Origin of the sequence: Cryobacterium breve, from assembly GCF_027594785.1 — a bacterium.
In the GTDB taxonomy this organism is placed as follows: domain Bacteria; phylum Actinomycetota; class Actinomycetes; order Actinomycetales; family Microbacteriaceae; genus Cryobacterium; species Cryobacterium breve_A.
In genome coordinates, this window is the sequence record NZ_CP075584.1 from 2,881,527 (window position 1) to 2,896,790 (window position 15,264).

Sequence of the window (15,264 nt, forward strand, 5' to 3'; positions counted from 1 at the left end):
TGTTCAGCAGGGTGCCAGATTCTCCACGTTGCTACTCAGACTGGCGACACCGCCGAGAATCGTGACGTGGCTCGACCTGAGGGCCTGCATGTCGTGGACGGTCTGTGCCGGAACGCAGTTTCCGGGTGTCAGAAACAGTGGGGAACGCGAGAGACCCGCTAACGGCACCCCGGCGAGGGCATCGGCGAACCCGGTTCCGTTCGCGAGGAAGGCCGTGCCACTGGAGTCGGACGGCATGCCGGCAAAGAACAGGCTGTTCACCTGCCGGTTGGTGTCGTACCGATCCACCCCACTGGGATGGATCATCACCTCGCCCCAGTGGTCGAAGGACCCCAGCTGGGCGACGATTTTCGGTCGGATGGCATCCGGGCCGCCCACGACGAAGACTTCACGAATCGCAAATTGAAAACTCTTGAAGTAGTCGAAGGTGTCCTGGTCGAGGAAGGGCTGGGATCCGTCGACGAGCAGCACGGGTGCCTCGTATCTTGCTGCGGCGGGACCGATCGAGAGCGCGTCGGGAAAGTTGAGTCCACTCGCGACGAAGATTCGGCCGCCTTCGATGTCGGGACCGAATGCGTCCGTGATGATCTTCCGGGAGGTCTCATAGCGGTCCCGGCCGCCGATGCGCACGACGTTCCGGTTCAGCCCCTGCAGGCGGCTGAACACGGCCTGAGAAACGGATGCCTCCCCGCCGACCACGACAATGCGCTGGGGCTGGAGGCGGGTGATCTCCACAACGACCGCGTCGGGGACGCGGTCCGGCGGCACCAAAAGAAGCGCTCCTTTTCGATGGGACGCTGCCGGGCCCGCACTCAATGCGTCCGGCCAGTTGTAGCCGTTTGCGACGTAGACAACGGGCACGCCGGGTGTGAATCCCGACCGCGAGACGGCTACAGCCGTCTCGAGTCGATCTGCACCGGAGAGACGAGACACCGTGGTCTTCCACGCGGGAAGCGTGCCATCGATGCCCGTCGTCGTCTGGCCTGTCTCCACCGGAACGAGCACACTGCCGGCCGCCTGCGTGCCCCCGCCGTAGAACCGGTCCGCGAAAACGGGGAGACTGTTCACCTGTGAGAACTCCACGGCATAGGACCCGGCCGGAAGTCCGCCCACGGTGAAGGCGCCGGTCGGATCGGCACCGCCGTTGCTCACAACAGCGTACGAATTCGAGACCGGGTCGAACAGGTAGGCCGTGGCGACGACACCGGCGAATTCGGCGTAGTCCGACGGGGCCGGGCCACTGATGTGCCCAGAGAGCGAGCCGCCATAGTTCATGGTCACGTCGACCCCGGTGACGGGAGTGCTGGAAGCGAAAACAGTCGTGCTTTCCTGCTGGTAGGACGTGTTCCCGAACCAGGTTTGAGCGTAGACGGTGTTATTCGAGGTCACTGTCGAGACCGTCGCCACAATGCGATACGTGCCCGGCGGCACCTGGAGGGTGTACGTCGCCACATCCCACCAGGTGTCGACGGCGACGCCGGTGAGGGTATAGGCGGTCACCTGGACAAACTGAAAATCTGGAATCGGGCCGCCCTGGGGCGGAGGCAACGGGTTGGGCCTGATCGTGCCGCTGATCGTTGTCGCGGTAGCCGCGTGGGCGGGCTCACTGACGGCGAAGCCGGCGAGCAGCGACACCATCAGGGCGCACGCCAGCAGGGCGGCAATCCGTCCGCGTCGTGCCGACCGGATGCCTGCAGCCCGCAATACGCGCATCGGTTCCCCCTGACATGGCTGCCATCACGAGGTAACGAGGGTGAAACCACCCGGATGCAGTACTCCGAATCATAGGGTGGCCTGTGGGGCGGTGCTGCCCCCAAAAGGGAGCGCGGGGCCCCTCGGATGCCGGAGTGGCGCACGGTGAAAGCATCCCTGGATGCAACAAGAGTGGGGGGCCCGCTTTCGCGGGCCCCACTGTTGTGTTCGATGGGTGGTGCTAGGGGGTGACGATGTAGCCGGCTAGTGCCTTGGCGACGGCGTCGGAGACGGAGCTGGCGCTGCCGAGGACGACGATTCGGGTGGGTCGAAGTCGCGTGAGTTCGTCCTTGATTTCGGTGGTGATCCTGTCACCGGGAACGAGGAGAACGGGGGCGGTGTTCTTGCCGGCGACCGGGGCGCCGGAGAGGGCGTCTGGGAAGTTGAATCCGTTGGCGATGTAGACGGTGGTTGCTCCAGTCGGGAAGGCGGCATGGGAAACGGCGGCCGAGGTGGCGAATCGGTCGGCACCGGAGAGCCGGGTGATGGCTCCGTCGGTGTAGAGGGCGAGCTGAGTCTGAATCGTTTCGGATACCGAGTTCGTACCGCCAAGGACGACGATGCGTCCCGGGTTGAGGCGGTCGAGTTCGGTGGCGATCTCGTCCGGGATGCGGTCGGCCGGTACCAGGAGCACGGGGGCCGAGTCTTTTCCGGCGACGGGGGCTGCAGAGAGCGCGTCAGGGAAGTTGTAGCCGTTGGCGATGTAGACCACAGGCACACCTGGCGTGAACGCGGACTGGGAGATCGCCGCCGAGGTGGCGAACCGGTCGGCGCCGAAGGAGCGGGTGACCGTTCCCGCGGTGTAGGCCTGCAACGCCTGGGTGACGGCGTCGGAGACCGAGCTCACCCCGCCGAGGACGACGATCCGTTTGGGTGTGAGTCGGCGGAGTTCCGTCTGCACGGCCTGGGGGATGGCGTCGGGGGTGACCAGCAGCACCGGGGCTTTGTTCTTGCCGGCGACGGGGGCTGCAGAGAGGGCATCGGGGAAGTTGGTGCCGCTGGCAATATAGACGACGTCGACACCGGGGTCGAAGTTCTCTGCTGAGATCGCCGACGAGGTGGCGAACCGGTCACCACCCGCCAAACGATCCGTCTTCGGGAGCGCGGTGGCTGTGAGCTCCGCGTCGATTCCGGTCAGGTCCTGCACCGAGCCAACGGTGAGCGGTTTCGCAGCCTCGAGGTCAGACACGTTGTCGTAGAACTCAGGGACAAGGCCCGAGGAAAGCCCGGTGCTGGACAGGTACCCACTGAATCCGACCTTGTAGGTGCCGGCCATGAGGGATCCGAATGTGTATTTGCCCGTGGCGTCCGCTGGCGATTCTCTCAGCAGCCGTCCGCTCTTGGCGGAGTAGATGGACGCCAGGAGCACTGTGTCTGCCGAAACCGGTCCAGTGCTCGTCTGGGTTAGCGTTCCGCTGAGACTGCTTGCTTTTTCGAGGTTCTCATCGATTCCGGAAACCGTTGCTTTGTCGCCGACCACAACAGGTGTGGCGGAGTCGAAGTCAGAGGCATTGTGATACCACTTTCCAGAAACAACCGTGTTGTCGAAGGAGTTGAAGATTACCTTGTAGCTCCCCGCGCGTAAGCCCGAAACGCTGTAGTGGCCGGAGGTATCGGTCGATCCATAGGCGACGGAGTCCTCGTTGTCAGCGGCGATCACCCTGACGTAGCCGGAGGTCGATGGGACCGTACCGTCGCTACCGGTCTTGGTGACCGTGCCCGTGATTGTCCCTCCTGTGTCGAGAGCCGCATTGATCCCCGTTACCGTGGCTGCGGCACCGACGGTAACGGGCTTCGCGGCCTGCTTGGTGGCGGCGTTGTCGTAGTACTCAGAAACCAATCCGGAATTCTGTCCGTCGGTGAACTGGACGGTGTAACTTCCAGCGCTGAGCCCCGATATGGAATAGCGTCCCGCGGCGTCGGTCATCGCGTAGCCGTAGAGTTTGCCGCCTGACGCATTCACGCTGACATTCCCGGCGGGGGACACGGTGCCGCCCACGTTCTTGGTTACGGTTCCGGCTATCGTGCTGCCCTTTTCGAGGCTCGCATTGATGTTGGGGACCGTTTGCTGGGCGCCAACGGCGATCGCGGTCGCCGTCTCGACAGTGCTGGCGTTGTTGTACCACTCTGAGATCGCATTCGACGAAGCGCCGTTGAAATTGAGTTTGTAACTACCCGCCGGCAGCCCGCCAAACGCGTACTGGCCAGCAGCGTTCGTGGTGGTGTTCCCGACCCAGTCTCCAGTGGCCGATGAGTACGCGGTGACCTCCACATTTGCCAACGGAGTTGCCGTACCCGAATCGTTCCGGGTAACCGAACCGCTGATCGTCGCTCCGGTCTTCATCTCGGCGTCGATGCCGGACACCGAGGCCGCGACGCCTACCTTGACGCTCGTCGAGGTGGTCTCGTCGGCCGCGTTGTCATAGAACTGGGTCACGAGGTTCGAGGCACTTGGCCCGGTGAACTTCACGCTGTAGCTACCGGTACGGAGGGTCGAGATGGAATAGTGGCCGGAGGCATCCGTGGTCGTGCTGTTGCCGAACCCGGTCGCCGTGGACACCATCACATTCACGTCCGCTGCGGGAGACACGATTCCGCCGACGTTCTTCGTGACGGTTCCCGAAATTGAACTGGCCTTGTCGAGGCTCGCGTCGATACCGGAAACGATTGCCGCGTCGCCGACAACGACGGCAGTCGCGGAGTTGAAGTCCGATGCGTCCTTGTACCACTCCGAAAGTGCGGTAGTGGAGTAGCCGTCGAATTGGAGCTTGTAGCTGCCCGCTCGTAGTCCGGAAAGAGAGTAGTGGCCGGCGTCGTCGGTGCTGGCGCTTGCCAGGTACTGGTGGTCCGGCGAATATGCGGTGACATATGCACCCTGAAGCGGGGCCGTCGTTCCCCCATCGTTTCGAGTCAGGGTGCCGCTGATTGTGCCACCCTTCTGGAGCTCTGCGTTGATGTCGGATACGGTCGCGGCGACGCCCACCTGCACGGGTTTTGCCGAACTCTGGTCAGCTGCGTTGTCGTAATACTCCGGGATGAGGGCGGAAGCAGCCTCGGGGCTGAACCGAATCGCGTAGCTTCCTGCGGCAAGGCCCTGAATTACGTAGTGGCCGTCGGCGTCCGTCCATGTGCCGGAATTGGAGCCTGTAACTTCGTTGGTCGATGAGGCAGAAACGTAGAGATTCGAGGCGGGTGAGATGGTGCCGCCGATGTTCTGAGTCACCGTGCCGCTGATCGTGCTGCCTTTTTCGAGGTTCACGTCATCGGCAGTCACCGTTGTGTGATCAGCGACTGTGATTGCTGTTGCCGTAGCGAAATCTGCGGCGTCCTTGTACCACTCTGAGACGCCGTTTGTGGATTGTCCGTCGAATTCCAACTTGTATGTTCCGCCGGCGAGGCCGTCCAGGTTGTAGTGGCCGGCATCATCCGTTTGCGTGCCGTCGGCCCAGGAACTGTCCTCGTTGTACGCCGTGATATGGACGTTGGCGGCGGCGATTTTCTGAGCCCCCTCGTTCTTGGTCACGGTCCCGCTGATCGCCGCTCCTGTTTCGAGAGCCTGCGTCGATGCCCGTGACCGTGGCCGCTGCTGTGACAACCACGGGTGTTGAGGTACTGGCAGTGGCCGCGTTTTGGTAGTACTGGGTGAGCAAGTTGGAGCCCCAACCGCCGTTGAATGCCACGGTGTAGCTCGCGGCAGCCAAACCGTTGAGGGCGTAATGACCATCGGTGTCAGTTATCGTCTGGTTCATGAAATTGCCTGTCGCGGACCGAACCGAGACGCTGACGTCTGCGGCCGCTGATACGACGCCGCCGATGTTCTGGGTCACCGCGCCGGTGATTGTGCCGCCCGGTTCGAGGTTGACGTCGATGTTGGGGACGGTTGCTTGCGCTGCAACGACGACGGCCTTGGCCGAACCGATGTCTGCGGCGTTGTCGTACCATTCCGAAACGCCGTTTGCAGTGGTGCCGTCAAAGTCGAGCTTGTAGCTGCCTGCGCGCATGCCGACGAGGGCGTAGTGTCCCTCGTCGTCCGTTTGGCTGCTCGCCGACCACGAGTTGTCAGCGGTGTAGGCCGTCACGTATACGCGGGCGGCCGCCGCATGTGAAGTGCCGATCGTGACGGTTCCGGTGATCGAGGCGCCCAGGTCGAGGACGGCGTTGATGTCAGACACCGTGGCGGCTGCGCCGACGGTGACCCGCGTTGCGGATTCTTGATCAGCGGCGTTGTCGTAGTATTCGGAAACGAAGTTCCGGTCAGAGGAATTGAAGCTCACGGTATAGCTGTCGGCAGCGAGCGACTCAAGAGAGTAGTGGCCATCGGTACCGACCGGGGCAGATGCGCTCATTCCGCCGCCGCCGGCGTTCGTGGAATTCGCGTATACGTACCCGTAGGCGTCGGGCGTCTGGACACCGTCGACGATCCGACTCACGGTTCCGTTGATCGATCCCGTCCTCGGATCCCCGGCGGTGACGGTGGTTGCCGCGCTGGCCGGTGCGCCCCCGCAAGTGTTCCCAGTGCCAGCAGTGCTGTGGTCATCAGGGCAGTGAAGACACTGCGCTCTCTGATTTTCCGAAAAATGTTCCCCATGACAACCTTCGTGTTTCCAACGCGCCGAACTGCAGAATTCCGCGTGCGTGCGCGCGGAGGTAACCCCCCGGTTTGAGCCTATCGGCGGCATACCGGCTGAATCTCGAGTTCGTGCTCGTGGGTGCCCCCAGAACTAGTGCCGGGGGACCGCACGGCGCCTACTCGGGCATACCGCCCGCTGCGGTCGTCTCGACGCGCTATTTGTGTCCGGCAGACAGTGGGTTCGCGAGCGGCACCCGAGGCAATCCGATCAGGAATGGTGAGAGCGGCGTGCGGGCGATGACCAGCGCCGCCATCCATGGCACGACCAGGGCCACCAGGAACGAAACCGTCAGTCCGAACGGCGGAGCGGTCGATCCCAATGGCGGGGTGCGCATCAGCCAGAGCACGGCGCTGTGGGTGAGGATCACCATCAGGCTCACCTGAGCGAGCTGCGTGAACCCGGTCTGGAGGAGCCGGGGGAGCCGCGGGATGACGACCTCCGCCAGGAGCAGCAAGGCGACACTGATGGCGAGCGCGACCGCCACAGACACAATGGGTGTCCCGAAGTCGGCCCCTTTGAGGTCGACCAGAGAGGACAGCCCGGTGGCGACGAGTGTGGCGCTGACCGCCAGCAGCAGCAGGCTCGTCACGACCGGTCGGGTAATACGGTCCCGAAAGCGTCGAACCAGCGCGCCCGCCAGTACGAACACCAGGCAGGCGAGTCCGGTTCCAATGGCCTCGGGGATCGCGGCCAGTGCACCGTGACTGGAGTAGGCGATGCCCAGGAGAATCAGGGCACACCCCCACGGCAGCCAGCGTGGACCGCGCTCAAGGATTCTGAGCGCAACGGCGACGACGAACAGGGCGGTCACGAACCAGAATGCCGAAAACGGCTTTCCTACGTAGTGACCACCGAGAAGGATCGGCTGGAGTGAGGTCAGGTTGAGGCCCTGGGGCTGCGCCCAGATTGCCAGTGCCAGCACTGTGATGAGCACAAGCCACGCGACGTAGGGCACAAGCAGCGTGCGTGCCCGATTCTTCGCCTCGGCGCCTGGAGTCCTGATCCGGGCCCTCCAGAGATACCCGGTCAGGAAGAAGAAGAGCGGGACATGCCAGGAGTAGATCCCCGCTCGCACAAACGGCACGTCCCACGTGTGCCCGGCAACGATCGCAATAGTTCCAAGGACGCGGAGGGCGTCGATGGATGCGGAGCGGGTCGACGCAGGTCTCATTCGCCTTACTCTAGGTTCACTCGAGGGTCGCGGCGAACTCCTGGAGCCAGACGCGGAGGTCCGGGCCGAGGTCGGGGCGGCCCGTGGCGAGCTGAACGATGGCCTTGATGTAGTCGAGCCGGTCGCCGGTGTCGTAGCGGCGGCCACGGAAGATGACGCCGTAGACGCCGCCGGTGAACTGCGGGTTGACCGCCATCACCTTGAGCGCGTCGGTGAGCTGGATCTCGTTGCCCTTGCCGGGCTTGGTGTTCTCGAGGACCTCGAAGATCTCGGGGCGGAGCACGTAGCGACCGATGATGGCCAGGTTCGACGGGGCATCCGCCTGGGAGGGCTTCTCGACCAGGTCGAGGACCTTGACGACGTCGGGGTCTTCGGTGCTCTCGACGGCGGCGCAGCCATAGAGGTGGATGGCTTCGGGCTCGACCTCCATGAGGGCGATGATCGTGGCGTTGCGCTTGCCTTGCTCGGTGAGCATCTTGGTGAGGAGGACATCGCGGTCGTCGATGATGTCGTCACCGAGGAGAACAGCGAAAGGTTCGTGGCCGACGTGCATCTTTGCACGCAATACGGCGTGGCCGAGGCCGAGCGGGTCACCCTGGCGCACGTAGTGCATGTCCGCGAGGCTGGTGGCGTACCGCACCTTGGCGAGGCGATCCTGGTCGCCCTTCTTCTCGAGGAGGTCCTCGAGTTCGGTCATGCGGTCGAAGTGGTTCTCGAGGGCGTTCTTGTTGCGGCCCGTGATCATGAGCACGTCCGTCAGGCCGGCGGCGACGGCTTCCTCCACGACGTACTGGATTGCCGGCTTGTCGACGACCGGGAGCATTTCCTTGGGCATTGCCTTGGTGGCGGGAAGGAAGCGCGTCCCCAACCCGGCAGCGGGGATGACGGCTTTGGTTATCTTCGTGGTCATGTCTCTCAGAGTATTGAAGAAAGGTTACGGCGTCATTACGCGGTGATGGACGGCGTGTCGGCCCCCGTTTGCGGGGTCTATTGGGGCCGCGGGGCCCGGGATGAGGATTGCGGGCCGGGCTATATTGTTTGCACCTGAACCGCACCGTTCCTACACCGCGACTGCTGGAGGCCCCCCGTGTCGAACCCGAATCGAGAATCGTGACGGAGGCGGCCGCTGTGCGCCAGCCGTCGGGGGTCTGGCGAATCACCTCCATCGTGCTCGTCCTCCTCCTCGCCGCGGGTGCCGGTGTCGCGAGCATCGGGTCCATCGTCGGGCGGCTCTTCGATCTCAAGCTGCCCACCCTGTCCCACCCGTTTCCGGCGGATGCCGCCCGGCCGCCGGTCTCGACCGGGCTCGCCGCAGGGGCGCAGAATATCCTCCTGCTGGGCTCCGATACCTGGGATAAGGTCAATGGTTCGCTCGTGAACATCAGCAAACAGCGCTCCGACACCATCATGGTTGTACACATTCCGGCGGACCGGCATCACGTCTACGTGATGTCGATCCTGCGGGACAGCTGGATCGACCTGCCCGGTTTCGGTTCGGACAAGATCAATGCCGCGCTGTCGTACGGCGGTGTTCCGCTCGCTGTGCAGACGATCGAAGGACTCATCGGCACCCGGATCGATCACGTCGCCCTCGTGGACTATGCCGGTTACAAGGGCCTCACCGACACGCTCGGCGGCGTAGACATCCTGAACCCGGTCGGATTCCAGTCCTCTGCGAGTGACCACTATTACCCGTCGGGGCTGCAGCACCTCACCGGCGACGAGACCCTCGCCTTCGCCCGGGAGTGGCGGGCGTTCCCCGACGGGGATTTCCAGCGCGTGCGCAACCAGCAGCTGGTGATGCGGGCCACCCTCACCAAGGCGATGCAGCCGGAAACGCTGACCGACCCCGGCAAGGTGTCGAGCCTGTTGTCCGCGGTGCGCCCGTTCATTGCCGTGGACGAAGGCCTCAACGTGGACTACCTCACGGCGCTTGCGGCGTCGCTGGCCGGCATCCGCTCGACGGACTTCACCTTCTTCACCGCGCCGACGAAGGGCATCGGGGAGTCGAGTGACGGGCAGTCGATCGTGAACCTCGACCTGCAGAAGTTCCAGGCGGTGCAGCACGCGTTCCAGACGGACGCTCTGGACACCTTCGAACCCGAGTATCAGACCATGCAGACGGTGCCGACGCCGTAGGAAGTCGTTGCCCACAGGGGGCCTTCTGAGCGATAATCGTGCTCACCCGAAAGTGTTCTGCGCGTCCGGACGTTGTGCGCGCATGCTCGTGAGAAATGGATAGGCCATGGCGTCAGTGCAGACAACCGAAGCCACACGTGCTCCGGAGGGTGTGACGGGCGGGGCGGCCGCGTTCGAGTACCTCCGTCGTCGCATCCTGTCGGGTGAGATCCCCGCACGAGCCGTGATCAGGGAGCAGTCCCTTGCGGAAGAGCTGGGTCTCAGCCGCACCCCGATTCGGGAGGCCCTCCGCCGCCTGCACGAGGCCGGGTTGGTGGACTTCATGCCCCATCGCGGTGCGACCGTCGTCTCGTGGACGAACGAACAGGTGCGGGACACGTATGTCCTGCGCGGCGACCTGGAGAGTCGTGCCGCCGGCCTGGCTGCGACCCGCATTGACGAGGTCACTCTCGCTCGACTCTCTGAACTCATCGTGATGATGGACGATTTTGTGCTCTCCACAGACGACGCGGGTGTAGCCCGCCTGGGCGAGCTCAACGCCGAATTCCACCATGTTGTCGTAGCGGCATCGGGGGATCAGAAGCTGGTCCGGCTGATCAACTCAGTGGGCCGTGTGCCGATGATGGCGGAGGTCTTCCGACGTGATGGTGGACATTTTCGCGCTACCAGCAACCACCACCACAGAGACCTCCTCACCGCGCTCCGAACGCACGATGCGCTGTGGGCCGAAGCGACGATGCGCGCTCATGTACTGGGCGCGCGGAACGCGATTCTGGGCTGGGACGGCGCTGAGTCCGGTTCTGGTGATGGTGCGGGGTTCGAGGCGGATGTGGATGCGGGTCGAGGTGCGGGTCTTGATACTGACTAGGGGCCGGGGAGTAGTGCACACCGGGCTCGGGCGGAGCTAGTAGACGTCGTCCCAGTGGTCCTCGAACGCCCAGTCGGCGCTCGACGATGCGACCGCCCGTGTGGTGGTGATTCCGGTGTCGCGCTCGGAAGCGAGGACGTCGATTTGCTCGCGCAGGACCGCCACGGCGCGGGACGTGTCACGTTCGGCGCCGAGGTCGTCCTCCGGAATGCTGATGAGTTCGCTGCCGGGGGCGACAAGAAGGTTGACGAGTCTTTCGCTGCCGTCTTGGGTGAATGAAGGCACCACAAGCAGTTCCGAATTGTGCCCGTCCGGGAGCAGTGCTGTCAGGCTCCATCACAGCATCGGCAACGGCATCCGTGGTGAGGAACGTCATGCCGCAGAACGACATTCTTTTCATGATTCCCCCGACCTGCGCTGCGCTGCGCCGAGGCTGCGCGGCTCACAAGCAAAATGCTAGGTCATTCCCGGGCCGACGGCCAGTAAGATCTTTCGGCTCACCCTCGTCGCGGGCGGTGCTGCAATTGCCCTGCAGTTTCGGCCGACGTTCCTCAGGACATTGAGCTAGACATCCGCCATACGGGTGGGCGGCTGCGCGATCTCGGCGAGGATCAGCAGAACGAGGCCCAGGAGGGCGCCGACGACGGCCCCACTCGTGTTGGCGATGACGTCGTTGAGGGTCGCAAAGCGGCTCGAGAGGAAGAGCAGCTGGCAGAGCTCGATCGTGCAGCTCGCGGCGAAGCCGACGAGTATCGCCCACCACCAGCGCCGGGCGCCGGCGAGCACGACGATGAACACCCCGACCGGGATGAAGAGCACGATGTTCGCGCCGAATTCCACCGTGCTGTAGCGGAACCAGCTCGGGGCGCCGTGCTGGTGCAGCCAGTTGATCAAGTGCAGCAGCGGTCCGTCGATGTTGCGGTCGACAGGGACCGGCCAGAATGCGATCAGGGCGAGCGCGACGACGTAGACGATGGCGAGTGCGATCACCCAGCGGCGCAGCAGAGGATGACGGTGCCCGGCCTGCGCGGGGGCGGGCGGACCCTGCCGTTCGGCGATCGTGTTGAACACCACAGCACCTCCCGGACATGAGCGGGTGAGCGACCGGTCCGACGGCGTCGGGTTGTGGACCACGTCACCATCGATCCGTCCACTGTAATCCTCCCCGCTGGCAACGCGCTGCCCGGCCTGGCGCGGGTTTGCAGGCCGTCAGGGCAGCGGATACGGTGGGCAGGTCAGAATTGCTCAGGCCGGGGGCCCGAGATGGCGATTTCTGAGGGGTCCACGTGTGAGCGTGGCGGTGCGCGAGTGCCGGAGGACTAGGTACATGAGCCGATTCGGCCGCGCCCGCGAACGGCTGGGCGCACTCTCGATCTGGTTGCTCGTGCTCGCCTCGATCGTGCTCTGGCCGGATGCGTTCGTGCGGTGGTTCCTGCCCAAGGACGCGCTCGCCGCCATTGCGGTCGTCTGCGCCGCGTTGTCTGGTGCGCGCGGACGGCTTCCGCGCTGGGTCGTCGCCGCGAGCGCGGCGGCGGCGGCCCTCGCGCTGACCGCTGTACTCCTCTCCACAGCACCAGCCTCCCAGTTCTGGGGACGCTGGCCGCGCTATGAAGGCCTGGTCACCCTCCCCGTGTATTTCGGTGCGGTCTGGGCCGGGGCGCGGTTGCTGGGACCCGGGCCCGACTCGGCGGTTGCAGCCGGTGACGGTGCCGGCGCTCGGGCAGAGGCGTCGGGGAGACCCGGGAACCGATCCCTCCTGGCCCGTGCGGCTGACGTGGCCCATGCCGCCGCGCTGGTCGGGGCGTCGCGAATACGCACGCTTGTGCGCGCGGTGGCTGGTGCGGCCCTGTTGCTGGGTGTCGTCTCGGTGCTCGAGGCCTGGGGCGCCCGACCGTTCGCCTCCGACCTCGCCCGTCCCGGTGCCCTGACCGGCAACGCAACGGACCAAGGGGTCCTGGGCGCCCTGTTCCTGGCGCTGCTCGCGCTGCCCGTGCTGCGGGCGTGGATGCCGCCCGCCGCGTCCGTGACCGGCGGCGCGGCATCCGCTGCCCGAACCAGGGTCGTGGCGGCTGCCGTGGGCGTGCGCGAGCGGGCCGTGCTGAGTGCGGCCCTGGTCTTGTCCGTTGCGACGGTCGTCCTGTCGGCGTCGCGTGCGGGACTCGTCGCCGCGGTCGTCGTGCTGGTGACCCTCGCGGTACTCGAGCTCACCCGCCTGCACCTCGCCCGTCGCCGAACCGATTCCACGGAGTTTGCAGGCAACACGGGCAAGAACAGTCTTCCCGCGCGGGTTTCGGGCAAGAAGTCCGTCGGCTTGCTTCACCCGGATCGGGGCCCGGGGCACAGCACGGGCCGCGGACGGGCACTCCGTACTGTCGTTGTGGCGGGCGGCGCGGTGCTGCTCCTCATCGGTGCGGCTCTTGCTATGCCGTTCACCCGCGATCGCCTGCTCGGCGCGAGCCCACTCTCCGGGTCGTCCCTCGAGGCCCGGTTCACGTATTTGCAGCAGAGCCTCGACGCGCTCGCCGGGCGGCCGTTCGGTGTCGGCGCGAGCGGCTTCCTGAATGCGAACGCCTCCGCCTCGACCGGGGTCGACACTCTCGATTCCCCGCACAACTGGATCTTCCAGGTGCTGCTGGCCGGAGGCATCCCCTTGCTCCTGGTCGTCCTGGCCATTCTGGTCTCGGTGGGCGTTCTCGGGGTCCGGGCCTGGCTTAGGGCCGCGACCGGGCAGGCGGATGCCGCCCGCGCCGACGTTCTCGCCGCCGCCGGTGCCGGTCTGGCCGGCTACGGTGTGGCGCTCCTGACCCACTTCACGGCACCGTCGACGACGATCGTTGCCGCAGTGCTCCTCGGTCTCCTGGTGTCGCAGGCGCCCACGGCCCCGGTGCCGTCTCCGTCCGCATCTGCGGGCGAGGGCGCGGCGATGCGGCGCGGGGCAGCGGGCGTCCGCTCGGTGCTGCTGGTCGCCTGGGCGGTTTGGCTGGTCGTACTCGTCGGCTCGGATGTGCCGCTCGCCGCGGGTGTGAGCGCCGCCGCTCGCGGCGATGTCGCCGGTGCCGCGGCATCGTTCGAGCGGGCGCAGGCGCTGCGACCGTGGGATGGCGATCTGGCGAGCATCGCGGCGCAGTCGTTTGCGGCGGAGGCCGATGCGCAGGTGGCGGGTGCCGCCGGGCTGGCCGTGGAGTGGGCGGAGCGATCGCGGGCGCTGCTGCCGGGCACGGTTGCGACCGAGCGGGCGCTCGCGGTCGGGCAGATCGGCACCGGGGATCTCGCCGGCGCGCAGTCAACCCTCGCCGCCCTCGCGGCCCGGGCTCCGAACGATGTCGCGGTCGCGGTGCAGCACGCGGTCGCCCTGTATCTGGGCGGTGACGCGAACGCGAGCGGCCTCGAAGTCCGTCGGGCCCTCGCGCTCGACCCGGCCGACCCTGCCGCGCTCACGGTGCGCGACTTCCTCGCCGCGCACTGAGGCTCCGGTCGGCCGCCTCGAGGTTCGTCGAACCCTCACGCTCGACCGCGCCGAGTTCAGCGTGCGCGGTATCCACGCCGCGCACAGACGCCGCGGAGCCCGGCCGCGCTGCCTCGCCGAGCGGTCACCGCCCGGCGCGCTCGGTGGTGTTACCCGGCGATGGCGTCCGCACCGTGGTAGAACGCTGACGCGTCGACGGAGTGGAGCGCGACGACCTGCAGAACGCCGGTGCCGGCGCCGGGCGTGGAGTCTTGGGGGCTGAAGCTGTACCGCTGGCGGGCGTCGAGCATCCGCTGGGTGTGCGGATGCCGCGGGGACGCGAACAACTCGTCGACCGAGCCCTGTTCGACGATGCGGCCGGCCTGCAGCACAGCGATGCGCTCGCAGCACTCGGCGGCGACGCCGACGTCGTCGGTGACGAGGATGAGCGCGAACTGGTGCTTGCTTTGCAGGGCGCGCACGAGGCGGAGCAGATCGGCGAGGGGGCGAGCGTGCGCGGGGTCGGCGGGGATCGCGGCGATCAGGAGTTCGGGGTTGAGGGACAGCGCCGCCGCGAGCGCCACCCGCTGCACGACGACGGTGGAGAGGTCGCCCGGGTAGGACAGGGCCACGACCTCGGGGTTGTCCAGGCCGACGCGGACGAGGGCCTTGAGGGCACGTGCGCGGGCGGCTGGGCGGTCGAGGCCAAGGCGCCGCCGCAGCGGGGTTGCGAGCTGGCTGAGGATGGTGCGAGTGGGGTCGAGGGACCCCGCAAGGTTGGGAGGAAGGTATGCAATGTTGGTGCCGTGGAGGCGGGCCTGGGCTCGGCCGTTCAGGCCGGCGAGTTCCTGGCCGTTGAACAGGATCGACCCGCTCGTGACGGTCGCGGTCGAAGGCAGCAGCCCGGCGATGGCGAGCGCCGTGGCGGTCATGCCGCTGCCGGGCTCGCCGACGAGGGCGAGCGACTCTCCCTGCATGAGGGTGAGCGCGACCCGGAACACCTCGTTTTCACCGGGCTGAGCGGCGCTCCGGCGGGGGACCGGACGGGTGGTGGTCACGGTGAGTCCGCGCACATCCAGCAACGCCATGGCCCGGAATGCGTGCGAGGGCATGGGGTTCTGGTCGGGGCGCTCGCGCTCCGAAGTGATTGACTTGGTTCCGGCATCCCTGACGGTGTGGTCACGTAAGTGGTTCATGGCCGGGCCTATCGTGTTGCGTTGGTGATTGACTGTATCCAATCGCCCTCAACTGCAGCCGA

General features: G+C 66.0%; 11 protein-coding genes. 3 read left to right on the top strand and 8 right to left on the bottom strand.

Features of this window, described 5'->3' with window-relative positions; genetic code table 11:
* Positions 1-3: 3 nt before the first annotated feature.
* The 5 genes from KIV56_RS14090 to galU all read right to left on the bottom strand — a co-directional run bounded on the left by KIV56_RS14090 (position 4) and on the right by galU (position 8,464).
* On the bottom strand, positions 4-1,713 hold the full coding sequence (locus tag KIV56_RS14090) for a cell wall-binding repeat-containing protein (protein ID WP_281533937.1): 1,710 nt from the start codon (positions 1,711-1,713) through the stop codon (positions 4-6).
* 220 nt (positions 1,714-1,933) lie between these two features.
* On the bottom strand, positions 1,934-5,275 hold the full coding sequence (locus tag KIV56_RS14095) for a cell wall-binding repeat-containing protein (RefSeq protein ID WP_281533938.1): 3,342 nt from the start codon (positions 5,273-5,275) through the stop codon (positions 1,934-1,936).
* A complete protein-coding gene (locus KIV56_RS14100) occupies positions 5,175-6,098 on the bottom strand; it encodes a carboxypeptidase-like regulatory domain-containing protein (RefSeq protein ID WP_281533939.1) in 924 nt (307 codons plus the stop codon). Before KIV56_RS14100 ends, KIV56_RS14095 begins: the two co-directional genes overlap by 101 nt.
* A gap of 439 nt (positions 6,099-6,537) precedes the next feature.
* Positions 6,538-7,554: an acyltransferase family protein gene (locus KIV56_RS14105; protein ID WP_281533940.1), complete on the bottom strand. Its 1,017-nt coding sequence runs from the start codon at positions 7,552-7,554 to the stop codon at positions 6,538-6,540.
* Positions 7,555-7,570: 16 nt separating this feature from the next.
* Positions 7,571-8,464, bottom strand: coding sequence for a UTP--glucose-1-phosphate uridylyltransferase GalU (galU, locus tag KIV56_RS14110; protein WP_281533941.1), 894 nt, complete (start codon positions 8,462-8,464; stop codon positions 7,571-7,573).
* Positions 8,465-8,664: 200 nt separating this feature from the next.
* Between galU and KIV56_RS14115 the strand changes: the two genes are divergently transcribed.
* Both KIV56_RS14115 and KIV56_RS14120 read left to right on the top strand, forming a co-directional pair.
* Positions 8,665-9,693: an LCP family protein gene (locus KIV56_RS14115; protein ID WP_281533942.1), complete on the top strand. Its 1,029-nt coding sequence runs from the start codon at positions 8,665-8,667 to the stop codon at positions 9,691-9,693.
* Between the two features lie 106 nt (positions 9,694-9,799).
* Positions 9,800-10,561 (top strand): GntR family transcriptional regulator, encoded by a 762-nt coding sequence (locus KIV56_RS14120; RefSeq protein ID WP_281533943.1) that lies wholly within the window; start codon positions 9,800-9,802, stop codon positions 10,559-10,561.
* Between the two features lie 36 nt (positions 10,562-10,597).
* Here KIV56_RS14120 and KIV56_RS14125 read toward each other — a convergent pair whose 3' ends face one another.
* A complete protein-coding gene (locus KIV56_RS14125; RefSeq protein WP_281533944.1) occupies positions 10,598-10,849 on the bottom strand; it encodes a hypothetical protein in 252 nt (83 codons plus the stop codon).
* Positions 10,850-11,125: 276 nt separating this feature from the next.
* Entirely contained in the window at positions 11,126-11,635 is a 510-nt protein-coding gene (locus KIV56_RS14130) for a VanZ family protein (RefSeq protein ID WP_281533945.1), read from the bottom strand.
* A gap of 253 nt (positions 11,636-11,888) precedes the next feature.
* Here KIV56_RS14130 and KIV56_RS14135 point away from each other — a divergent pair, with 253 nt between their 5' ends.
* The gene (locus KIV56_RS14135) at positions 11,889-14,027 is read left to right on the top strand and encodes an O-antigen ligase family protein (protein WP_281533946.1); all 2,139 of its coding nucleotides are present in this window, start codon (positions 11,889-11,891) and stop codon (positions 14,025-14,027) included.
* A 149-nt stretch (positions 14,028-14,176) separates the two neighbouring features.
* Here KIV56_RS14135 and KIV56_RS14140 read toward each other — a convergent pair whose 3' ends face one another.
* The gene (locus KIV56_RS14140; protein WP_281533947.1) at positions 14,177-15,202 is read right to left on the bottom strand and encodes an ATP-binding cassette domain-containing protein; all 1,026 of its coding nucleotides are present in this window, start codon (positions 15,200-15,202) and stop codon (positions 14,177-14,179) included.
* Between the last annotated feature and the right edge of the window lie 62 nt (positions 15,203-15,264).